The sequence below is a fragment of the Methanoculleus marisnigri JR1 genome (assembly GCF_000015825.1).
Lineage (GTDB): Archaea > Halobacteriota > Methanomicrobia > Methanomicrobiales > Methanoculleaceae > Methanoculleus > Methanoculleus marisnigri.
This window is the reverse complement of sequence record NC_009051.1, coordinates 406,915-428,930: the sequence shown is the minus strand read 5'-3', so window position 1 is coordinate 428,930 and position 22,016 is coordinate 406,915. Positions and strand designations below refer to the sequence as shown.

General features: G+C 61.6%; 23 protein-coding genes and 2 tRNA genes. 17 read left to right on the top strand and 8 right to left on the bottom strand.

Annotation, left to right across the window (positions count from 1 at the left end):
- Positions 1 to 218: 218 nt before the first annotated feature.
- The 4 genes from MEMAR_RS02140 (at position 219) to MEMAR_RS02125 (ending at position 4,222) form a co-directional block, all read left to right on the top strand.
- Positions 219 to 773 (top strand): HdeD family acid-resistance protein, encoded by a 555-nt coding sequence (locus MEMAR_RS02140; protein ID WP_011843287.1) that lies wholly within the window; start codon positions 219 to 221, stop codon positions 771 to 773.
- A 566-nt stretch (positions 774 to 1,339) separates the two neighbouring features.
- Complete coding sequence (locus MEMAR_RS02135; RefSeq protein WP_011843285.1) at positions 1,340 to 1,948, top strand: hypothetical protein; 609 nt, start codon at positions 1,340 to 1,342, stop codon at positions 1,946 to 1,948.
- A gap of 168 nt (positions 1,949 to 2,116) precedes the next feature.
- On the top strand, positions 2,117 to 2,833 hold the full coding sequence (locus tag MEMAR_RS02130; RefSeq protein WP_011843284.1) for a hypothetical protein: 717 nt from the start codon (positions 2,117 to 2,119) through the stop codon (positions 2,831 to 2,833).
- A 150-nt stretch (positions 2,834 to 2,983) separates the two neighbouring features.
- Positions 2,984 to 4,222 (top strand): hypothetical protein, encoded by a 1,239-nt coding sequence (locus MEMAR_RS02125; RefSeq protein WP_011843283.1) that lies wholly within the window; start codon positions 2,984 to 2,986, stop codon positions 4,220 to 4,222.
- Between the two features lie 206 nt (positions 4,223 to 4,428).
- Here the strand turns inward: MEMAR_RS02125 and MEMAR_RS02120 are convergent.
- Positions 4,429 to 4,500: transfer RNA gene (locus tag MEMAR_RS02120), tRNA-Thr, on the bottom strand.
- Positions 4,501 to 4,573: 73 nt separating this feature from the next.
- Entirely contained in the window at positions 4,574 to 4,870 is a 297-nt protein-coding gene (locus MEMAR_RS02115; protein ID WP_048063718.1) for a DUF3467 domain-containing protein, read from the bottom strand.
- 122 nt (positions 4,871 to 4,992) lie between these two features.
- On the opposite strand from MEMAR_RS02115, the gene MEMAR_RS02110 reads away from it, so the two are divergent.
- Positions 4,993 to 5,655 (top strand): CRISPR-associated protein Cas4, encoded by a 663-nt coding sequence (locus tag MEMAR_RS02110; RefSeq protein WP_011843281.1) that lies wholly within the window; start codon positions 4,993 to 4,995, stop codon positions 5,653 to 5,655.
- Here MEMAR_RS02110 and MEMAR_RS02105 read toward each other — a convergent pair.
- The 4 genes from MEMAR_RS02105 to MEMAR_RS02090 all read right to left on the bottom strand — a co-directional run bounded on the left by MEMAR_RS02105 (position 5,652) and on the right by MEMAR_RS02090 (position 9,002).
- Entirely contained in the window at positions 5,652 to 6,578 is a 927-nt protein-coding gene (locus MEMAR_RS02105; RefSeq protein WP_011843280.1) for a DNA polymerase subunit beta, read from the bottom strand. The two genes, MEMAR_RS02110 and MEMAR_RS02105, sit on opposite strands and share 4 nt — an antisense overlap.
- Positions 6,575 to 7,150 (bottom strand): L-threonylcarbamoyladenylate synthase, encoded by a 576-nt coding sequence (locus tag MEMAR_RS02100; protein WP_011843279.1) that lies wholly within the window; start codon positions 7,148 to 7,150, stop codon positions 6,575 to 6,577. Before MEMAR_RS02100 ends, MEMAR_RS02105 begins: the two co-directional genes overlap by 4 nt.
- Positions 7,150 to 7,827, bottom strand: coding sequence for a DUF5612 domain-containing protein (locus MEMAR_RS02095; RefSeq protein WP_048063717.1), 678 nt, complete (start codon positions 7,825 to 7,827; stop codon positions 7,150 to 7,152). The genes MEMAR_RS02100 and MEMAR_RS02095 overlap by 1 nt, the downstream gene beginning before the upstream one ends.
- Positions 7,828 to 7,928: 101 nt before the next feature.
- Complete coding sequence (locus tag MEMAR_RS02090) at positions 7,929 to 9,002, bottom strand: lysylphosphatidylglycerol synthase transmembrane domain-containing protein (RefSeq protein ID WP_011843277.1); 1,074 nt, start codon at positions 9,000 to 9,002, stop codon at positions 7,929 to 7,931.
- Positions 9,003 to 9,201: 199 nt separating this feature from the next.
- Between MEMAR_RS02090 and MEMAR_RS02085 the strand changes: the two genes are divergently transcribed.
- Positions 9,202 to 10,371 (top strand): MFS transporter, encoded by a 1,170-nt coding sequence (locus MEMAR_RS02085; RefSeq protein WP_011843276.1) that lies wholly within the window; start codon positions 9,202 to 9,204, stop codon positions 10,369 to 10,371.
- A gap of 67 nt (positions 10,372 to 10,438) precedes the next feature.
- Here MEMAR_RS02085 and MEMAR_RS02080 read toward each other — a convergent pair whose 3' ends face one another.
- The gene (locus MEMAR_RS02080) at positions 10,439 to 11,653 is read right to left on the bottom strand and encodes an FprA family A-type flavoprotein (protein WP_011843275.1); all 1,215 of its coding nucleotides are present in this window, start codon (positions 11,651 to 11,653) and stop codon (positions 10,439 to 10,441) included.
- A gap of 81 nt (positions 11,654 to 11,734) precedes the next feature.
- Between MEMAR_RS02080 and MEMAR_RS02075 the strand changes: the two genes are divergently transcribed.
- A complete protein-coding gene (locus MEMAR_RS02075) occupies positions 11,735 to 12,553 on the top strand; it encodes a V4R domain-containing protein (RefSeq protein WP_011843274.1) in 819 nt (272 codons plus the stop codon).
- Between the two features lie 26 nt (positions 12,554 to 12,579).
- Here the strand turns inward: MEMAR_RS02075 and MEMAR_RS02070 are convergent.
- Positions 12,580 to 12,650: transfer RNA gene (locus MEMAR_RS02070), tRNA-Gly, on the bottom strand.
- A gap of 346 nt (positions 12,651 to 12,996) precedes the next feature.
- Here MEMAR_RS02070 and MEMAR_RS02065 point away from each other — a divergent pair.
- From MEMAR_RS02065 to MEMAR_RS02020, 10 genes are all read left to right on the top strand, one after another.
- A complete protein-coding gene (locus MEMAR_RS02065; protein ID WP_011843273.1) occupies positions 12,997 to 13,455 on the top strand; it encodes a 30S ribosomal protein S15 in 459 nt (152 codons plus the stop codon).
- A gap of 6 nt (positions 13,456 to 13,461) precedes the next feature.
- On the top strand, positions 13,462 to 14,679 hold the full coding sequence (locus MEMAR_RS02060; RefSeq protein ID WP_011843272.1) for a single-stranded-DNA-specific exonuclease RecJ: 1,218 nt from the start codon (positions 13,462 to 13,464) through the stop codon (positions 14,677 to 14,679).
- Positions 14,676 to 14,978 carry a KEOPS complex subunit Pcc1 gene (locus tag MEMAR_RS02055; RefSeq protein ID WP_011843271.1) on the top strand — a complete coding sequence of 101 codons (303 nt, stop codon included), beginning with the start codon at positions 14,676 to 14,678 and terminating at the stop codon, positions 14,976 to 14,978. Before MEMAR_RS02060 ends, MEMAR_RS02055 begins: the two co-directional genes overlap by 4 nt.
- A gap of 4 nt (positions 14,979 to 14,982) precedes the next feature.
- Positions 14,983 to 15,576 carry a 30S ribosomal protein S3ae gene (locus MEMAR_RS02050; protein WP_011843270.1) on the top strand — a complete coding sequence of 198 codons (594 nt, stop codon included), beginning with the start codon at positions 14,983 to 14,985 and terminating at the stop codon, positions 15,574 to 15,576.
- 87 nt (positions 15,577 to 15,663) lie between these two features.
- On the top strand, positions 15,664 to 16,173 hold the full coding sequence (locus MEMAR_RS02045) for a hypothetical protein (RefSeq protein ID WP_011843269.1): 510 nt from the start codon (positions 15,664 to 15,666) through the stop codon (positions 16,171 to 16,173).
- A gap of 27 nt (positions 16,174 to 16,200) precedes the next feature.
- On the top strand, positions 16,201 to 17,436 hold the full coding sequence (locus tag MEMAR_RS02040) for a 2,3-bisphosphoglycerate-independent phosphoglycerate mutase (protein ID WP_011843268.1): 1,236 nt from the start codon (positions 16,201 to 16,203) through the stop codon (positions 17,434 to 17,436).
- A gap of 16 nt (positions 17,437 to 17,452) precedes the next feature.
- The gene (locus MEMAR_RS02035; protein ID WP_011843267.1) at positions 17,453 to 18,307 is read left to right on the top strand and encodes a polymer-forming cytoskeletal protein; all 855 of its coding nucleotides are present in this window, start codon (positions 17,453 to 17,455) and stop codon (positions 18,305 to 18,307) included.
- Positions 18,304 to 19,140, top strand: a complete 837-nt coding sequence (locus MEMAR_RS02030) for a class I SAM-dependent methyltransferase (RefSeq protein ID WP_011843266.1) — start codon at positions 18,304 to 18,306, stop codon at positions 19,138 to 19,140. Before MEMAR_RS02035 ends, MEMAR_RS02030 begins: the two co-directional genes overlap by 4 nt.
- Before the next feature lie 117 nt (positions 19,141 to 19,257).
- Complete coding sequence (locus tag MEMAR_RS02025; protein ID WP_011843265.1) at positions 19,258 to 20,451, top strand: MFS transporter; 1,194 nt, start codon at positions 19,258 to 19,260, stop codon at positions 20,449 to 20,451.
- 280 nt (positions 20,452 to 20,731) lie between these two features.
- Positions 20,732 to 21,805, top strand: coding sequence for a PAS domain S-box protein (locus MEMAR_RS02020; protein WP_011843264.1), 1,074 nt, complete (start codon positions 20,732 to 20,734; stop codon positions 21,803 to 21,805).
- Positions 21,806 to 22,016 lie beyond the last annotated feature (211 nt).

The window sequence follows — 22,016 nt, the reverse complement described above, 5'->3', positions numbered from 1 at the left end:
GATGGCGTTCAGGATTCGAAGTTCCATTTTCGGCTCCCGTGCTTCATTCTACCTGCTCTCGGTTTGAACTTCATGCAGGTATCGGGCCGTCCAGAGGAGGGAGCGGCGTTTCTGTTCACGCTCCGGGAGGCCGCGGGGGGTAAGACGCAGGCCGGGGTCTCCCGGCATGAAGCGTATACGTTTATATACCGCCGGCGCACCCGACGCATGGTGCTCTTATGGCCAACGATATTGAATCCGGCGCCGGCTCCCTGGATACGGGCGGCGCTGCTGGCTCGGCACGCTGGTTCGTGCTGTTCCTCGGGATCATCGCGATCCTCTTCGGCGTCCTCTTCTTCGTCTACCCCATCCCGACACTGACGCTCCTCGCCACCATCCTCGGCATCTACTGGCTGGCGAACGGCGTCGTCGTGCTCCTCAGCCTCTCCCGCCATAAAACCGGATGGGGCTGGAAGATGCTGGTCGGCATCCTCGGCATCCTCGCGGGAGTGATCGTGCTCATCTATCCACTCTACAGTGCCGTCCTCGTCCCGACGATCTACGCCATCATCATCGGGGTGGAGGGTCTCGTCATCGGGGCAATCTACCTGGTGCAGGGGTTCTCCGGCGAGGGCTGGGGGACGGCGGTCCTCGGCATCTTAAGCATCATCTTCGGGCTGATCCTGATCGCGCACCCGCTCATCGCGGCGCTGGCCTTCGTGCTGCTCATTGCGGTGCTTGCCATCATCGGCGGAATCGCGGCCGTCATCCTTGCTCTGCGGATGCCGGGGTGACCGGGGGCACTGCCCCCCCTTCTCTAACAGGTATCACTCCTGCTTCGCGGCCGCAAACCCGGCGAGAAGCCCCCGACGACGCAGGGGAGCAGGCCGGGGGCCGGTGCCGGGCCCCGTCGGCGGGGAGCCAGGTAGTAGGGTGCTGCCGGGAAGTGCAGGACGAACACGATGCCGGGGAGGGAGATGGTGATTCCCGGGATGCCAGTTGTCGCTTGCCATGGTTTCGGAAGAGAGGGGCGATGGTGGGGTTATTCGTTTTTTGGATTGCCTGTTGGTTGAGGATGAACTCTTTCTGACCTGATGCAACAGATAATCACTTTCGGGACGATCTGGAACGAAAGAAGTTTCGAAACGAATATATCCAATCAATTAATTTCTTTAAATGGTTCAACAATGTCAACACGGTGCCTGCTTCTCTACAGCGGAGGTATTGCTTCCACTGCTTGTTTGCACCATCTTTTGTCGGCAGGCTTTGCCGTTACGCCCCTTTACGTCGATCCAGGACAGAGTGAACTCAAAAACGAACTGGAACGTATTTCGTGAATTGTTACTTGTGAGGAACTCCAATGGGTGTGAAAACTGTAGAGGACTGTGTTTACGAGATTAACAGGTTAGCGGACAAGGCCGGGCTGATCAGGGAGATCTGCTCATACCAGTGCAGGAAATACAAATGGATCTCCAGCGGCCTATCGCTCTCCATTCTCTTCTTCTCGGCATCGATTGCGTTTTTGAGTATTGCAGACCCCACAATCCTGCAATCATTGTCGCTTCCCTTTCACGCTCAGCAGGACACGAGGAACGTGATTGCATTTCTGGGTTTCCTGATATTTGTCATCTCATTCTCCGACAGGATCCTGAACCTGACCGAGACGTTGAATAGGAACGAGCAGGGAGTGAAGATCCTTACGGACTTCATACGGGATTGCCATACGTTCACGGATACGGGAGCAAGAGATTGCGACGAGATTACGGCCGCCATGAAACTGGAATCGATAAAGGAGCAGTACGGCTACCTCAACCAGGTGATGTCCCCCAACACGTTATTCAGCAAAACGTTCTTAAAAATCAAAAAGGGCTATAAGATGAAGGTGAGGGTGAGCAAGATGCTCGACGGCGATCCCAATATCAGCATAAGTAAGCATTACAGGATGAGAATCTGGAACTGGCTTTTTTGATTGAGGCAGTTGCAGCACAATCATCTCTTTTCGCCACGGCGGGCAGGGTGCCAATTATGAGGGGTTCTGCGGGCACAAGGCCTCCTTCTTCGCAATCGCAAATCAGGAAACCTACCAATGGAGAGAAAGCAATGCAAACATTATCTTCTACTATCCCCAGTGTAAATTATGGAGGATGAGTTCTTCTTACATCCAATAGCCATCGAGGAAACCCTCGATGAAATAAAAACAGCAGTTGAAGAGAGGGCAAGGGCTCTGCCCGAAGAACGCAATGTGCGGAAAAAACTGGATGGCTGGGTTTTGGGTATTACAGAACTTCAAACAAAAGCTGCCCACATACAGCAACACATCATTCCTCAGGTGCGCAGAGATCTACAGTTCGACTTCGAGGATTCCAATCTGATCCTCCGGGTAATGGTCGATGGAACCGCGAAAGACATGTTTTCTGATATGCTAAAAGAATTTCCAGAAACACGGCATCCAGAGCTGAGAAAATCAATATATGAATTTTCCAAGTTGCCCGGAAAAGTTGAATCCCTTGCTTATCTTGGAAATGCCGCCCTACTTCTGGCTGCAGTGCACCATCTATGGGCATCCGACACCACCCCCTCAAAGGCTATGCTGGACCAGAAGGGCCAACCTTTCAAAGACAAGAAATATCAGGCCCAGCTTGAAAGAAAATGGATGCTTTACGAGAACACCATCGGCTTCGATCACAAACCTCGATCGAATATTGACAAGGAAAACCACGATAGATCGACGCTGGTCGAGGCAGTCTTCGGATTACTGTACATAAAGGGGGGTCTTGATGCGGTGATCAAGGCAATGCCGCTCTTTCTGGAAGAGCCAGATATAAAGAGAGAACTTGGGTCATCCCGTACATAACAGATTATATCAAACGATCAGTGTAGGAAACTTCAGGAGATAGTGATAATACTGGAACAAAATTGCAACCATACCTATCTGCCGACTACATGAATGCATTGAAACAGATCCGAACCCCTTTATAAGAAGACAAGATATATCCACCTTCTAATGCCGCTAACCGACCGGTACATCGGCTCTGAACTATCGGTTGTTGAGAGAGAACTCATTTTCAATGACAAGTACGCAAACGTGGGTTTCGTAAAATACGATACTAAAGACGGAGAGTATTTTTTCCTCAATCCATCGCCCTTCTTAAAGACGTCCAAAAATGAAATATACCACGTATCTGGGCATCCACCTCCTGAAAATCAATTCATTGAAGCCAATGTCATAGATGAGAAGACCGTGATCTTACCTCGAACTGTCAGGAAAAGTATCAACGTAAAGGAAGTCGACTCGTGGAAGTTATTTGACCCGACCCCTCTGGCGCAAAGAAGGAAGATCCTTGATTTTGAAGAGATTGTCGAGTACTTCGCATATCCATTGACCGGAGAAGATGAGGTTGTAGAGGAAATTGCGGGCTGTTCATCCCTCTTTGCATTCTCTTCTCCTCCGATTGAAGATGACACTGGAGGCATTAAATCAGCCATCTTCGGTAAAAACTATCAATGGGATCTATTCCGAAAGCCTTTGAAAGTGATTCCAGATGATTTCAGAAAGACATCATCGGACTATTACTATTATATTTCAAAATTAGAACGAAATTTGAGTAAAACGGAAGGGGAGGTCAATTTAGCGATTTTACAACCAGAGAAACTCGTATCGGACATACCCATTTATTTTGAAGGCGTGAAGGAACGAAAACACTCAAAAGACTACTATTCCTTGTTAGACCAAGAATCTGGAGTTATTACTGCTTATATACTCGATTCTTTGCTTCTAAAACCCCAATATACTGGTAAAGTTGAGGCTATGATGCACGATGCAATCTATGAACTGCGTGAGGAATATTACTCATCAGGTCAGAGGCCATATCACCAAAACGTTGGAGATGCCTTACCGAAACTAGCCTCTTCGTATGCTCGATTACGAGCAAGCCCGGACATTGAACCCCCAGATGTAAAGTACGCTACAGATCTTTGGTTTTCAATGTTTAGGAAGGCTGAAAAGATTACTTCCAATCCCGCGAAAATCTCAGATTTGTTCCTGATAACAGGGGATGCACGCAAAGTCTATTACAAACTTTACGATATCTTCGGAGCGGACTATTGGATTCCAGTAATTGAAGCAGTAGAAGTAATGGCCATGGATCCGGAAGATGTTGAAATATCTGTAGACGCGCTGGTTGAGAAGGGATATTGCGTGCGAAAAGAAGGACACATAATGCTTTTAGAACCATTCAAGTGAAGTCAATTCTTTTCCAACTGTGAATTACATAAGCATGCATCGTATTCTGCCCGAAAGGGGGTTTGAATCGAGCGCTCTGCATAGGCAAGCTTGACACAATGAAACCCCAAGCGGCTTGGACGGACTCGCGAGTTGTCCTTGAGATTGAAAGGTCACAGAATAAGAATAACCGTTGTCCAGGGGATTTAAACCTTCAATAAAAACAAAGCCGCTGGGGGGAATCGAACCCCCGACCTGCTGATTACGAATCAGCCGCTATACCGCTAAGCCACAGCGGCAACTGCCCTAGAATATTACACGTCCGGAATTAAAAAGGTATCACCTGCCGGGAGCCCGTCGGTCCGGTCCCGTTCAGGAGTACCCCCGGATGGTGACGTTGCTCTCCTGCTGCGCGGCGGCCTCCGGGGCGGTTATCTTGCCGAACTTCTGCTCGTAGTCGGCGACGCTCTTCGCCAGCACCTCCACCAGGTTCTTCGCGTGCCGGGGGCTGATCGAGACGATTGCCTTCCCCCGCGCCTGGTTCATGCCGGGGATCTCGTGCAGGAAGAGGAACGTGAACTCGTCCTCCTTGTAGGCGATCTGGATGCGGTTCGAGTAGACCGGGTCGAGATTGCCGGGGATGTTGACCGATATCTCGCGGTTTGCCATACCCATCTTCTGTGACCCGCTCCGGCATAAGAGTTGGTCTTGGCCGGCTCGCCGTCGGTGCGGAGCGTAAGGCGCTAAATAGCGGGAGGACATACCTCCCATCAAACGGGAACCCGCTATCCATGACAGACTACATCCCGGTATCCGGCGTCGTCGCCTGCCACATCTGTCCCCGGCGCTACTACTTCGAGCGCTCGGAAGAGCACCCGGAGTCTCCGCGCTACACCGTCTGCAAACAGGTCTCGACGCACCTCGGCGAACTCCTCGAGGCGGAGCAGATCTGGCAGGAGATCCTCTGCGTCCTCCCCGAAGCAGCGGAAGACGTCCGGGAACTCTTCGATGAATGCGTCGCCGCCTGCAGCGAGACCAAATGGGAGCGGCCCGTCCAGGTCGACCTCGCCGTCGAGTCCGACACCCTCGGCATCCGCGGAAGAGTCGATAAAATCTTCGAGGACGGCACGTTCGCCGTCACCCGGTCGAGCGCCGCGCCGAAGGCCGGGGTCTACAACACCGACCGGCTCCGGATCGCCTGCTACGTTGCCTGCCTCAAGGAGACCCTCGGCCGCCCCGTCGCCGGCGGCTACGTCGAGTACGTCGCAAGCGGCGTCTGCCGCTACGTCGAGCCGCAGCCCCGCGACCGGCGGGAGATGATCAAAGCGATCCGGGCGGCAAAACGGGTCGTCGCGGGCGAACTCCCGCCCCGGCCCCTCCGGGCGCCCTGCGAGGGCTGCCCGCACCTCGAACGGTGCACCGCCGGCCCCCGCCGGCTCTCCGACCTCTTCTAAACGCTCTCGAGCAGCGTCTTCGAGACGATGTACTCGCCCTTCGCCTCGCGGGTCGTCCCGACGATCAGCCACCGCTCGTCGCCGTGCTCCTCCACGACGCCCTTCGCCTCGATGACCTCCCCCGCGAGCGCCTGGCCCGAGTAGGTGTGGGTAAAAGAGAGGATCCGGGAGATCTCATCGTGATCCACCGCGTAGACCGCCGGGCTGTCGAAGGAGAGCGACGCGCCGGTGACCGTCGCCTCGATCGTCGCCCGGCCGAGAACCCTCCCCGCGCCGGCCGGGATCGCGTCCAGATTCCCGTAGTCCCGGGTGTAGAGGAGATCGAAGTAGGTTCCCTCGAACTCCCCCCGGTTCCACTTCCGCTGCTCATGCAGGACGAAGGCGTCGAAGGATATCTCGGGCACCCGCTTGTCGTAGACCTTCCGCCACATCGCGGTGCTCATCCCCGGGATCGCCCCCCTCTCCACGAGGTCGCGAAGCCGGCGCTGCGCGACGAACCAGGCGTCGCCGTAGACCACCAGGTCGATGTCGGAAGCGCCGTTCTCGAGGCCGCAGAGGAGCGAACCCGTGCACCCGAACGAGCCCGCCGGGAGATCCAGGTGAGCGAGGAGCCTTGCCACCCGCCTGTTCCGGGCCGCCACGCCGGCGATCTCCTCCTCGGGCTTGTAGACCCGGGCCACATCGCAGTAGGGCACCCGGTGGACGCTGTCCAGGTACTCCGGCTTGTGCGCCCTGATCCAGTCGAAAGACTCGGCAAAATCGTATTTATGGTATCGCCGACCGGCGAGGTTCGTCCGCTCCCCGTCCGGATCGGGGACGTAGCGGAGGATGCACCCGATCCGTTCGGCGTTGTCGTAGTTCGAGACCGCATAGAGGCAGCCCTCGCGATCCTCGATGAAGTCACGGAGCCGTATCGAACTCATTTCAAGCTCTCCAGGAACGCCTCCACCGCTTCCCATCCCGCGCCCTTGCGCAGGACGCGCCGGGCGGGGAGATCCACCACCGTGCTCGGCGTCCCGGGGAGTTCCCCCCCGTCGACCAGGTAATCGTGGGGAACGGAGACCTCGTCGGGACGGGTCGGCGGGATATCGTCCGAGATGTTCGCGCTGGTGGACGTGATCGGCGCATCGAGCCGGGCGATGATCGCGGCGGCGATCTCGTGGTCGGGCCACCTGACCCCGATGAGACCTGTCCCGCCCGTCAGCACCGCCGGAAGGCAGGACTTCGCCGGGAGGAGCACCGTCACCGGGCCGGGCAGGAACCGCTCGATGAACGCCCGCGCAGCATCGTCCACCACCGCGACGGCGGCAAGCATCTCCATATCCGAGACCGCGATCGATATCGGTTTACCCAGCGGCCGGTTTTTGGCCTCGTACACCCGCATCACGGCATCCTCGGAGAGTGCGTCCGCACCGAGGCCGTAGACCGTCTCGGTAGGGTAGACGACGAGCCCGTCACGCGAGAGCACCCGGACGGCCATATCGATCGGGTCCATCAGAACTCACGCCCCCGCACGCGATTGATATCGAAGACCGCCTTGCCGCTGACGTGCATCACGGCAAAGACCCCCGCCTGGATCGGATCGGTCACCACCAGGTCGGCGTGCGAAGGAACGCTGCCGGCCATCTTGAGGGCGATCACCGGGATGCCCGCCGCCCGGACACGTTCCACCGCCCGCGAGACCTCACCTCCCATCAGCGACCCGGCGAGCACCAGGATCGACGCCCGGGGGAGCCGCGCCACCGCGTCCACGGCGAGCGCCAGATCCTGCTCGCCGACGAGAGGGATCGTGTCCACCGATATCCGCTCGCCGCGGATGTTGTGGCGGTCCGCCTCGTTCACGGCGCCGAGCGCCACCTGCGCCACCTGCGCACCGCCGCCGATGATGATCACCCGTGACCCGAATATCCGGGAGAACGGCGGGTAGATGGTGACGTCGACGACGGACGGCACCCGTGCCAGGTCGGCGATGAGTTCGCCATGATTCCCGCACTCCTCGAACTCGAAGTAGAGGTAAGCCTTCCCGGTGTTCGGGCCGGAGGCGATGATCGACTGCTGGATCATCTGGATGTTCGCCAGGTAATCCGCCATCACCGTGGCCACGTCGCGCAGCACGCCGGCCCGGTTCTCGGTGATGATCGAGAGGGCGTACATTTCAGTATCGGTGGTCATGACCCTCTCCGGCAGGAGATCGAAACGTCCTCCGATCGATTCACGAACAGGGTATTTCTCGTCATATCCGCGTTAAAAGATAGATTTGGGTCTCATAGGGGTTATAGGTTTTCGGTGCCCAGGCGATCCGCCCCCTCACCGCCGCTCCTCTCCCTCGCCGCAAGAGCCGCCGCGAGGAGGCCGAGCGGGATGTTGAGGAAGTAGAGGATCAGCCGCCAGAGAACGACGAAGAGGCCGAGGAGGTAGGTGGGCACGATCCGGCTATACAGCGTGGCGGCGCCGATCTCCGCGATCCCCGCCGCGCCGGGGATGAGCGGGACGGCCGCGATCATCTGGAGGATGCCCTGGAAGAGGAACGACTCGGGAAAGGACGGCGGGAGATCGAGAGCAACGAGCAGCGCCGACGCCGTGGAAAAGAGCAAGACCCAGTCGAGGATGCTGATCAGGATCGCGCCGCCGAGCGCCCGGGGATCGGCCCTCACAAACCGGGAAGAACTCGCGGCAAAGATCTCGGTCTCGCGGGCAATCCGCTCCGCGAGCCCCTCCGCACCATCCGAGCCCGGACAGAACCGGAGCCAGCGCCGGCTCCGGCCGCACCGGTCGAGCACCCGGACGGCAGCGCCGCCGATAACCCGGTTCGCGAGAGACGGGCGGCGGACCAGGAGGACGAGCGCGAGCAGGAGGGAGAGGACGAGGACGAGGAAGGCCGCCACCGGATAGAGGACGGTCGCGGCGAGGTAGTCCCAGAGATGCTGGACGGCGAGAAGGGCCGCAACGGTGAGGGAGGCAAAAACCGCGAGGTCGAGCACCCGCTCCGCGACGACGACGGTGACGGCGTCCCCGACGGCGAGCCCGGAACGCGAGAGCCGGTGAATCCGGACGGGTTCGCCGCCCACCTGGCCGGGGGTGATCGAGCCGGCGAAGAGCGAGAGGCTCTGGGTGATCGCGAGGCTCGATAACGGCACGGTATAGCCGAGGCCGCGGCAGATGACCCCGATCCGAACCACCCGGCAGAGGATCGATCCGGCCCGGAGCGCGAAGGCGAGGAGGAGGGCGGCGACGCCGACCTCCCCGAGGTAGGCCCGTGTTGCCGGGGTGAAGGTCGCCGCGAGCAGCCCGATGAGGGCCGCGCCGCTGAGGAGGAGCGAGAGCGCGATCCAGCGCAAGTTCTTCATGCCGGTCCCCCTCCCCGGCGGCTCCTTATCCAGTGGTGCACCACAAGAGAGGGTAGGTGGCGGGAGGCCGTGATTATGGTTCCCCCGGGGTATTGGATCCGGCAGCTCCTCCTCCGGGCCGGTAACAGTCGGGGGCGAGAGGAGGACACCTCAGGCCGTCAGAGAGGGTTTATGGGCGATAAACGACAGATTACCATCAATGGACGGCAAACACCGTGCAGCCTACACCGTGATCGTCCTCTTCGGCATCGTAAGCCTCTTTGGGGATATCATCTACGAAGGGGCACGGAGCGTCTCCGGCCCCTACCTCTACATCCTCGGTGCCAGCGCTCTCGCCGTCGGGGTGGTCGCGGGGCTCGGTGAGTTCCTTGGCTACGCCCTGCGCCTGGCCTCCGGGTACCTGGCCGATACCACGCGGCACTACTGGGCGATCACGTTCATTGGCTACGGGATGCTCGCCGCGGTCCCGCTCCTCGCGCTTGCCGGGTCCTGGGAGGCCGCCGCGCTTCTTCTCATCCTCGAACGGGCGGGGAAGGGTATCAGGGTGCCGGCACGGGACGCCATCCTTGCGAATGCCACGACGACGGTCGGCCGGGGTTGGGGATTTGCCGTGCATGAGGCCCTCGATCAGGTCGGGGCGGTCATTGGGCCCCTGATCTTTACCGCCATCTTCCTTGCGCAGGGAGACTACCGGAGCGGGTTTGCCCTTCTCGCCGTCCCGTTCGTGCTGATGATCCTCGCCCTCCTCTTCGCCCGGCGTCGGGCGCCTGAACCGGTTTCGCTTGAGGCTGGCGGCTCCGATTCCCGTGGGACCAGCCTCCCGGGGCCCCTGCTCCCCTACGGCGTCTTCACCGCGCTCACCATGGCCGGATTTGCGGCGTTCCCGATCATCGCCTACCACTTCGCCGTCACCGGCACGGTCTCAGAAGCAGAGATCCCGCTCTTCTACGCCGTCGCCATGGGCGTCGATGCCATCGCAGCCCTCACAATCGGGCGGGCATACGACCGGTTCGGGCTTGTCACCCTCCTCTCCGTGCCGCTCCTTGCCATCGGCATCCCCTTCCTCGCCTTCGGGACGAGTTACGCCCTCGCGCTCGCCGCCGTGGTGCTCTGGGGCGCGGCGATGGGTGCGCAGGAGACGATCCTCAGGGCCGCCGTCGCCGACTACACCCATATCAGCAAGCGCGGGACGGCATACGGGATATTCAACACCGTCTACGGGGCTGCCTGGTTTGCCGGGAGCGCCGTCATCGGGTGGGCCTACACAGTCGCCGTCCCGCTCGTCGTCGGGTTCCTGGTCGTGATGCAGATCGGGGCGCTCGCAGCATTCGCCTGGATGAGACGCGGGTCTGCCGCACCGGCGAGCTGAAAAAAGGAGGTAGCGGGACGATCTGTCCGGCATAATGTTGCTGGGGGATGGCGCGCGAACCCTGGCACTACCGGGCGCGGATCTCCCGCGCCACCCTCCGCCCGAGTTCGTAAGCCCGGGCAATCTCGTCACCGTCCGGGCGGTAGTTCACGTGGAACCCGCCGTCGATCACCTCGATCCCGGCCGCCTTCAGGGCCGCCTCCGCCTGAGCAACCGCGCCCCCCATACCGCCGTGGGACCCGAACGCGCACCCGATCTTCTTTGCGGTAAGGCGGCCCGGCCGTAACCCGCGGAGGTAACTGAGGAACCCGGCCACCGTGGGGAGGACCTCGTCCTGGAGCGTCGGCGACCCGACGAGAACCGCCTTCGAGTCGAGCACCTCCGTGACGATGTCGCTCCGGTGCGTTCCCTCGTAGCGCCCGTCCCGGAGCAGGCAGACCCGGACGTCGGCGCCTTCGGCCATGACGCCCTCGGCGATCGCCTTCGCCAGCATCGTGGTCGAGCCGTGCATGGTGTCGTAGACGATCGTGACCTTGTCTTTCGCGACGCCCCGGCTCCAGTCGGTGTAGGCCTCGAGGATATCGCCGGCGTGCGACCGCCAGATGACACCGTGACTCGGCGCGATCATCCTGATATCGATGCCGAGGCCCCCAACCTCGTTGAGTTTCTTCAAGACCTTCGGCGCCAGCGGTATGATCAGGTTCGCGAAGAACTTCTGCGCGTGGGTCATTGCCGCGTCGCGCCCGAGTTCGTCGTCGAACCGGGCGGCACTCGCGACGTGCTGCCCGAAGGCGTCGTTCGGGAAGAGGATGGCGTCCTCGGCGAGGTAGGTGAACATCGAGTCGGGCCAGTGGAGCATCGGCGCCTCGAGGAAGACGAGCGTCTTCCCCCCGAGGTCGAGGGTGTCGCCGGACTTGACGACCCGGATGTTCCAGCCCGTCGTGTCGTAGTGGCGGGCAAGCCCGGCGCGAGCCCGCTCCGTACAGTAGATCGGGACGGCGGGCATCCGCCGCACGAACGCGGGCAGCGTGCCGGAATGGTCCATCTCGATGTGGTTCACGACGATGTAATCGATCGCGCCCGGGTCGCAGACGGATCCGATACGGCCGAGGACTTCACCCTCGAATCCGGCGTAAGCGCCGTCGATCAGCGCTGTCTTCTCACCCTGGACGAGATAGGCGTTGTATGTCGTTCCCGGGAGGGTGTAGCCGTGGTACTCCCTCAGGTTCCAGTCGATCGCCCCGACCCAGTGGACGCCGGGGGCAAGTTTCGTAGGCATCATTGTCATCACATTTTGTTCGATACATTACGAACATTCCAGCATATCCGAACAATTGATATATCACCCTTTCGATTTTACTCTATGGAGCAGGGGACGAACAGCCGGGGGAGACCCGGGAGGCCGAAGGCGAACCTGGAGATAGACCTCTACTCGACTCCTGCGGGTGCGCGGGCGGTCGAGAATCCGGTGCGGCGCACGATCCTCGCGGCCCTCCGGGAGCGCGAGTGTACGTTCGAGGAGATCGTCTCTCTCGCGGGCCGGGCGAAGTCGACGGTCTCGGTGCACCTCCAGGACCTCGCGGCGGCGGGCGTGATCGGGTCGCGGCCCGACCCGGAGGACTCCCGGAGAAAGATCTTCTTCCTCACCGGCGATCTCGTCGCAAGCGTCTTACCTGAGACGCGGGTGGCCGATGACCTCGCCGCCTATGCAGGGATGTATCGACCCGGGTCAGGTGACCCCTTCGCATTCTACCGGCTCGCGTTCCGGACGATCCGGGTCTCGCTCATGCAGGAGGGAGTCCTCCTCGACCCGCTCCTCACCCGGGCCGGGGAATGGCTGGGCGAAGAACTCTACCCGGCGGTGGCCGCCCCGGAGACCGGAGCATTCTGCGCGAACATCGCCCGGTTCTGGGAGGAGCACCGCCTCGGTCGGATCGAGGTCGCGGAGACGGAACCGCTCGTCCTCCTCATCTACGACTGCTTCGAGTGCGTCGATCTCCCGGTCACCGGGAAGCCCGCGTGCGCGTTCGACTCAGGCATCCTCCGGGCGCTCTTCTCCCGCCACTACGGGCGGCCGGCGGAGGCGGTCGAGACCCGGTGCTACTCAATGGGGTTCGATCACTGCCGGTTCGAGATCGCCGTGGAAGGCGGCGGAAGAGAGGAGTGTCGGACCCCGGAATAACACGCAAAAAACGAGAGAAAACGCCATGCGATAGCCGGGGATCGAACCCGGACTAGAGGCTTGGGAAGCCCCTGTCCTACCATTAGACTACTATCGCACCGGTACCAGTACATGTTGGCCCGGGAGAACATAAACATTCGGCTCATCTCCCGCCGCCGGAAGGGAGCGCAGCCCCCCCTCCAGCCGACCTTCCTTCACCCGGGGGGCGCCGCTACAGATCACGGAAACCTCCGTACAACGTATTTCGCTCCCCGGTACGCGCGCCTGTCCGATACCCTTAAGATTCCTCCCGGAGAATATGTTGCAGCACGATCACGTGCTGACTGTGGTAAGTCCGACGTGCTCCCGGAAGCACTGCCCGCAAGGGCTCGGGATTACAGAGATTAGTCAGTTAAAGGACTCTTTTCTGGACTTAACATAGTATATCTATCGGAGGTGCATGAATGGCAAGAATGTACGCTCGGCGTCGCGGAACCAGCAGTTCCGTCCGACCCTACCGAAAGGAGGCACCCGAGTGGTCCAATACGGACGCAACAGAGATCGAGAAGATCGTCGTCGATCTTCGCAAAGACGGCATGTCGACCAGCCAGATCGGCCTTGTGCTACGTGACAGGTACGCCGTCCCCGACGTCAAGCTCGCCACCGGCAAGCGCATAGGCGAGATCCTCCGCGAGAAGGGGCTTGAATCCGAGATCCCCGAAGATCTCCGGAACCTGATGGAGAAAGCGCTCGGGATCAGGAAACACCTTGCGGAGAACAACAAAGACGTTCACAACAAGCGGCAGCTGCAGATCGCCGAGTCCAAGGTGCGCAGGCTGGTCAAGTACTACGTCAGGTCCGGACGGATGCCGAAAGGCTGGACCTACAAACCGGAGACCGCAGAGATCCTGCTCACCCGCTGATGATCCATGTCGCTTGACGCCGCTGCTGCAAGCCTGGCCGACCACCTGCTCGAGCAGGAGTTCGTGGAGGTGCTGGCGCACCACGATGCCGACGGTATAGCCGCCGCATCCATCCTCTGCCACGCCATGTTCCGCGAGGGCGGACGGTTCCGGCTGAGGATCCGCCCGGGCATCTCCACGGCCGACCTCCCCGGCGACGGCAGCGTGCTTCTCTGCGACTTCGGATCGGCACTCACGGACCTCCCCGGCGACGTCATGGTGGTGGATCACCACCTGCCCCGTTTCGAGGGGGACTATCACGTCAACCCGCACCTCGCCGGGATCGACGGCGACCGGGACATCTCGGCGGCCGGCGCGGCCTACCTCGTCGCCCAGCGCATGGGCGACAACCGTGATCTCGCGGGGCTCGCGCTCCTCGGGATCATCGGGGACGACCAGGCACTCGACGGTCCGAACAGGGAGATCGTGAACGAAGGCATCGCAAACGGGTTCATAGCACCCCGCCGCGGCCTCCGTCTCCCGGGAAGAGGGCTTGTCGAGCAGCTCGCGCTTGCCGTCGACCCCTACCTTCCCGGGTTCTCCGGCGTTCCCGACAGAGCGAGGACGCTCGTTGCAGAGGTCACCGACGAGGACGACATGGACATCGAGTCGCTCCTCACCCGGATCGTCCTCGCAGCCGCCCCGAACGCCTCGGTCTCCGCACTCTGCGGGATCTGGGGCACCACCTACAGCCTCGGCCGGGAGGTGATCGATGAGGCCCTGAATCTCGCTGCCGTCGTCGACGCCTGCGGCAAGGCAGGGAACGGGGACATCGGCGCATCGCTCTGTCTCCGCTCGAGCCACGCGATCCAGGAAGCCTGGGAGATCACCGCCCGCTACCGGCAGGCGGTCGTCACCGGCATCCACGGGGCGCGCCGCCTCGACGAGCGCGTCGCCCTCTTTGCAGTGGACGACGGGTCGGTCGCAAGCGACGTCGCAGACGCGCTCGCAAACGACTTCGTCCGGAGCGGCCCGGTCTTCGTCATCGGCAGGATCGGCGACCACTGCTCCGTCTCGGCACGCTGTCCTCCGGGGATCGACCTCGACCTCGAAGCGGTGATGCGAACGATCGCGGAGGCATGCGGCGGCCAGGGCGGCGGACACCGCCTGAGGGCCGGAGCCCGGATTGCCGCCGACCAGGCGGACCAGTTCAGGCACGAACTCCTGGAGGCGATCCCCGCATGATCCGGATCGAGGGCGCCATCGAGACGCCGCACAGCCACCCCGGCTGCGTGGCCGCGGCACTCGAACCCGACAACCTCACCCTGATCAGGACATTCCCGATCGAGGGTGGGGTGCGGGCCGAGATCGACGGAACCAGACTTCGGTCGATCACCGCCTCGGTGGACGACTACCTCATGAACCTGGCGATAGCGGAGGACGTATGCACCGCCGCATCAAAGCGGCGGCAGGGCGGCTCAGAGAGTTCCGGAGTGGAATCAGGATCAAATGGGCTGAAAATCCATAATAACAGAGAGAAGTGATACTATGGCAAGGAAGAAACAGGTTGGAAGAAGGTTGGAAGGCTGGAAGGCCAAGAAGTGGTACCGTGTCTACGTACCCGACGCCTTCGGCAAAGCCGAGATCGGCGACGCCATCTCGGCCGATCCCGAGAATATGGTCGGCCGCATCATGACCGCGACGCTCGGCGAAGTTGTGCAGGACTACTCCAAGTCCCACATCAAGATGAGGTTCAAGATCAACAACGTGGCAGGCGACGCCGCATACACCGAGTTCGTCGGGCACGAAGTGACCCGGGACTACCTCCGGTCGATGGTCAAGCGGCGGGCATCCCGCATCGACACCATCCACCCGGTCGTCAGCAAGGACAAGAAACTCCTGCGGGTGACGGTCGTCTGTCTCACCCTCTCGCGGGCAGACCAGAGCCAGGTCCACGCCGTACGGCAGGCAATCTCGCAGGCCCTCTCCGCCAGGGCGGCCGAGAGCGACTTCGAAACCCTGGTCAAGGATATCGTCTCCGGCGACATGGCACGGGACATCTTCAAGGCCGTCAAGACGATCTACCCGATCCGCCGGGTCGAGATCACCAAGTCCAAACTCGAGCAGGTTGCGGCCGTATAAGGCCCGCCGCTCACTTTTTTTTACAATCCCCGTGCCTTCGCATCCCATCGCGTACCCGACGGGAACGGCACGAAGGGTATATGCCCTATGACGGGATATACCCCGCCGGAATACGAGAGGGAGGTGACGGCGGTGATGGTCGAAGGGCAACATACAAAGGGCCGGCGGACAACCCGGGTCGTGCTCAATCATCGGGGCCTCGACGAACGGCAGACGATGGCCCGGGGGATCATCAGGAGGATGCTCATCCAGTTCCACCGGGAGTGGGACGAACTCCGGGAGAGGGAGAGCGGTAGCGCCCGGGTCCTCGCCTTGAACATGATGCTCGATCGGTACTCGCACCAGATCTACAACAGCGCGTGCGACATGCGAACAGTCCTCGGCGAGGAACTCGCCGGAGAACTCCGGTGTCTCTCGGCCGACGTAATCATGACGACCAACATCCTCATCATGCTCGGGTGCGGGGAGGAGTGCCGCGAGGAGAGCGAAACCCTCGCGAAAGAGGCCCTTCTCCGGATCGAGCATTGCCTGGCACTCGTCCAGAAGGGAAAGGGCTGCCCGCCGACCTGGATCTCCGCCGCCCACCGGGAAGAGTAATGACGTTCTGGATCTCACCTGTTCTCGATGATTGCTGAGAAGGTTCTCTTCCTGGTACTGGACGGGATCTCCGACCGCCCCTGCGAAGCGCTGGACGGATTGACCCCGCTCGCCGCCGCACGGACCCCGGTTCTCGACAGGCTCGCCGCCGAGGGCGTATGCGGGATCATGGACTCCGTCGCGCCCGGGATACGGCCCGGGTCCGACACCTCCCACCTCGCCCTGCTCGGCTACCCGCCGCAGGAGTTCTACACCGGCCGGGGCCCGCTCGAGGCCGAAGGGACCGGCATCCACATGACCGCCGGGATGATCGGGTTTCGGTGCAATTTCGCCACCGTGGACGCGGACGGCCTCGTCACCGATCGCCGGGCCGGCCGGATCTCCGGGACGGAACCACTTGCAGAAGCCATCCGGGAGGGTGTCGACCTCTCGGGGCTCGGTCTTGAGTTCCGGTTCGAGGCGGGCGCCGGTCACCGGGCGGCCCTCGCCCTAATCGGGGAAGGACTCGGCGATAAGGTCTCCTCGAACGACCCAAAGAAAGAGGGAGTACAGCCGCTCACGATCCGGCCCGGATCCGACGATCCGGCGGACGCAAAGACCGCCCGCGCCTGCAACGAGTTCATCCGCCAGTCCAGAGAGATCCTCGACGGCCACCCGGTGAACGTCCGGCGGATGGAAGAGGGGCTCCCGCCAGGAAATCTCCTCCTGATCCGGGGCGCCGGGAAGATGGGCGCGCTCCCGCAGTTCCCCGAGCGGTACGGGCTCTCCGGGAGCGTCATCTCGGCGGCCACCCTCATCTCCGGGATCGGGATGGTCGTGGGGCTCGAGCACATCCCGGTGCCGGGAACGACCGGTTCGGTCGACTCCGATCTCGACGCCAAGGTGAGGGCGGCGATAGGGGAACTCGGCCGGAAAGACTTCGTGCTGATGAACATCAAGGGTGCGGACGAGGCCGGCCACGACGGCAAAAGCATCCAGAAACGCGACTTCATCGAAGTGATCGACAAGGCGCTCGCGCCGCTGCTCGATCTCAAGAACACCCTGATCCTCGTCTGCGCCGACCACAGCACGCCCTGCTCGGTCAAAGATCACAGCGCCGACCCGGTTCCGGTCGTCATCAGGGGCCCGGGTGTCCGGATCGACCGGACGAACCGGTTCGACGAGGTCTCGTGCGCGGAGGGCGGGCTCCACCGTATCCGCGGTCGCGATCTCATGCCGATTATCCTGGATCTAATTAATAAGAGTCATAAGTATGGCGCATGAAGATTATATCAGGTAAATGGAAACGACAGGCGACCACGACTGGATCAGGAGCTGCGCCCTCCCGGACCATACCGAGCTCCAGGAGAGGACGCTCAAGACCGATCAGGACATCGTCATCGGCGAGCGGTGCCGGATCGATTACGGCCTCTTCGGCAACGACGTCGTGGTCTGTGAATTCAGCAAGATCAACGGCAACATCGTTGCGAGCGGCGACGCCAGAATAGACAACTGGTGCGAGATCAACGGGGACGTCGTCGTCGAGGAGGACGCCTATCTCGGCGAAGGGGTGAAGATCCAGGGCAAGCTGGTCGTCAAGGGCGACCTCGATATCGGGGACAACGTCCAGATCGAGCGCGGGTTCGAAGCGAAGGGCTGGATCTCCATAAGGAACCCGATGCCGGTCATCATCTACATCATGATGTACCTCGTGGCCGTCCTCGGGATCGAGAAGGAGGAAGACCTGAGCTCCGTCCTCGAAAAGATCTTCGGCGACGACGACGAAACCACCCCCAGTGCCACGCCGCTGATGATCCCGGGCGGCGCCGTCCTCAACATGCAGACGTTCTCCGTCCCGGAGAAGATGGCCGTCGGGTCAGGGTGCCGGCTGCACGGAAACATCCGTGCCGGCTCGATCGCCGTCCGGGAGGAGACGACGATCTTCGGGAGCCTCCATGCGCGCGAAGATGCAAGCGTCGCCAGAGGTACGGCCATTCACGGCGACGTCCAGAGCGACGGCGACGTGATGATCGAGCAGGATGTACATATCCTCGGGAACGTCTCCTGCAAGCGCCTCACCCTGCACGAGGACGCACGCGTGGACGGGGTCATCCGCGCGCCGGGCGGCATGAAGATCGAGAGGCGGACTGCGTGAAGGTTGCGGAGATCCTTGAGATCGATGGGTGCCGGCTGGTCGAACCGTCGTTCGCGGACCTGACGGTAGATCCGTACACGGACCTGCTGCTCCGGACCGTGCCGGACGAGGCCCGTCTCCTGGTCGACGAGAAGGAGGAGCCGATCGCGCTCGCCCTCCACGACGACGAGGGATGGCATGCCGCCTCGTTCCTCTTCCGGGAGCCGACGCTCGCCGCCATCGAGTGCTTCGAGGCGGTCGGCGGCGACATCTACCAGGAGAGCCGGGAGGCATGGCTCTCGGCGATCCGTGAGTATTACAGCGCGGAACTGCTGGAGACCACGTTCCCCGCCCTCGAAGACCTGCGGCCCGACCGGGAGGGGAAGATCCGCGACCTCCTCGACGAGGTCTGGGGCGACCGTACGGGAACCCCCTGCCTCGACTGCTGCTGCGGGTCAGGGGTCGGCACCGCGGCTCTCCGGGCGGGAGGGGTGCGGGCGCTCGCCTACGACAACGACCCGGCGCTCCTCGCGCTCGGCCTCTCGAAGGGCCGTCTCGTGCCCTCCGACACCATGTGCATCGACGCGCAGAAGGCGCCCCGCTACATCGCACCGGTGCCCCTCGGTGCGGCCTTCATGGTCGGGGAGATCTACTCCTACAACACGGCCCTCTGGAGATCGATCGTCGCGAACCTCCTCGCCCTCACCGATGAAGCGCTGATCACCGTCGGCACGGAGGAGGAGGCGGCGAGAGTGCAGGAATGGTGCGCCGGACAGGGCCGGGAGACCGAGATCTTCGAGAACCGGCGCGATCCGCTCTACGACCGGTGGTGCTGCGTCGCGCGGCGGGCATGATTCCAGCCTGCGACCCAATATATATGCCGCAGTACCACCAACTCTTTTCTTCGCAACCGTAGAACAACCCCCACAGACCCGATTCATGGGCCTGATCCTTATTCGAGTGTAACCTGCATGAATACCGCCAAACGCATCTATAATGTCTTATTCATCTCCGTCTTCGCCACCATGCTCGGGCTCGGCATCGTCAGCCCGCTGCTGCCCATCTACGCGGAGAACCTTGGCGCGACCGGCATCTGGCTCGGCATCATCTTCTCAGCCTTCGCGCTCTCCCGGTCGGTCTTCATGCCCGTCATCGGACGGATATCGGATCGCCGGGGGAGGAAATGGATCATCCTCATCGGCATGTTCGCGTACGCGGTCCTGTCGCTTGCGTACATCATCGTCGACAGCGTTTACTCGCTCACGGCAGTCCGCTTCGCCCACGGCCTCGCATCGGCCATGGTCGTCCCGATAGCCATGGCCTACGTCGCCGACCTCTCGGAGAAGGGAAGAGAGGGGAGCCATATGGGGAACTTCTCCATCTCGATGTTCCTCGGCATGGGGATGGGGCCGCTGCTCGGAGGGTTCCTGAACGATGCATTCGGATTGGACTCAGTCTTCTACGTCATGGCCGGTCTCTCGGCGTTCGCCACGATCCTCGTCGGCATCTCCCTCCCGGAGGCAAAACGTGGCACGTTTACGGTTCAGGAAGGGAACCCTGTCCCGATGCGGAAGATCCTCACGCTCCCGGTCATGCGGGGAGTCATGGTCTTCGCCTTCATCAGCGCCCTCGGGCGCGGAGGCATGATGGTCTTCATCCCGGTCTTCGGCCCGTTGATCGCGATCAGTCCCACCGAGGTGGGCATCGTCCTCTCCGCGAACACCTTCCTGATGGCGCTCCTCCAGGTGCCGATGGGGAGGATAACCGACACCGGCAACAAGGTCGTCCTGATCGTCGCGGGGTCGGCAATAACAGCGTTGGCGATCGGTGCGATTCCTTTCTCGGGGTCGTTCGGGCCCCTGCTCGCGATCACCTCCCTCGTCGGCATCGGGGGCGCCATCCAGCAGCCGGCCATCATGGCCCTGACGGTCGATGCTGGCCGGACAATAGGAATGGGAACTTCGATGGGTGCCTACAACACGGTCTTCGGGATCGGCATGATCATCGCACCGCTGATGGGGGGCGTCTTCATGGACTATATCGGCATCGACGCCGTCTTCTACGTGGGCGGCGCGATAAGCCTCCTCGGAACCGGGATCTTTGCGGTGATGATGCAGAGGAATGCCCGCGCAGCCGATAGGAAAGATATTCCCGGGTCCGGATAGGTCCCGGCGTCGTCAGACAAAAGACCGACATACGTCTCCTGATGTCGCGCAATGCCCACTCAGCCGGGATAAAAAATGGAATTTACGCTGTAAACTTCTCCCCCGCATAGGGAATATTTATATAATAGACTCACCATCATGGGATACGACGACGCGCGGATTAGAAAACGCGCCGGAACCGCCAAGGTAGATACCTGCAGGGCGACCGGACGACCTCCCGGGTCCGCCCCGCAGGCCACGGGCATGAACCTGCCCGGCGTATGCGACTCGGTACAACGTCATGGCCTCCCGCAACGATCAACCTCCGTTCCCGGCTTTTCCCCCTGCGGCTCACTGTATCTCCCGGGCCCCCAACCAGGCACCCCTCACGCTCGTTCTCCCGTTCGGCTTTTCCAGGGAGTTCCTGACCTCTCCCGCCGTTCTGCTCATCGAGCTCCTCCTCGTATGCATCGCCTTCGGGCTGCTCGGCATCTGGCTCAAGGAGCGGGAAGTGGCCACCCGCATCGCCGGCATGGATGCAAGCATCGAAGGTATCAGGACAACAGGCAGTATCCCGCCCCGCCTCCCTGCAGCCGGGGGCGATCCGATCTCGCGGTTTGTCGAAGAGGTCAACCTGGTGCTCGTGGAGCTGGAGCGCTCCCGGCGGGATCTCCAGGAGAGCAGGGACCGCTACCGTCTCCTCTTCGAGAGCGGGAACGATTTTCTGCTGGTATGCGCCGTCGGGAGGGAAGGAACGCCCTACCGGATACTGGATGCGAACGCGCTCGCCTGCCGGTGCCTCGGGTACACCCGGGATGAACTCTTCGCCCTCACTCCCGGATCGGTCATCCTCGTCCGGAGCGACTTCAAGAAGGGCGGCCAACGTCTCCATTCCGCCGACCTGATCCCCCGGGAAGGCGAACGGATCCCGGTCGAGGCAAGCATCCACCGCATCACCCTCGGGGGCACGCCGGCCATCCTCATCATCGCCCGGGACGTGACGGAGAGGCGGCGGGCCGAGAAGGAACTGATGGACTACCGCTATCGGCTCGAGGAACTGGTGACGCAACGGACAGAAGAACTCCGGGCGGCAAACGAGAGCCTCAAACGCGAGATGAGAGAGCGGGAGAGGATCGAGCGGGAAAGAATGGAGGCATACCGGCAGATCGAGAGGAACATCGAGCAGTTCGCCGTCCTGACCGACCACATCCGAAACCCTCTCCAGGTCGTCCAGGGGATGGCCGACCTCATCGATGATCCGCGAGCGGAGAAGATCCGGGAGCAGGTCAGGCAGATCAAGGCAATCCTCAGGCAGCTCGACGAAGGATGGGTGGAGTCGGAGAAGGTGCGGGAGTACCTGGAGCGGTACCGGTAGGGAGAGGGTTTTGGGCTGTACCCGGCCGGGGTTTGAGGAGCCAGTGAACCTACAGTGATGGTTGAGAATACTGCAGTGCTGTTGATCGCCAATAGACCTGTTGAGACAAGAGAGTCCCAATACAGTGGACCGTGGTGGCTATCGCCACGTGGGGGTGGGGCTGACGGGGAGGGGGGAGCATCCCCCCTCCCCTGTCTCCACGTCGGAATGA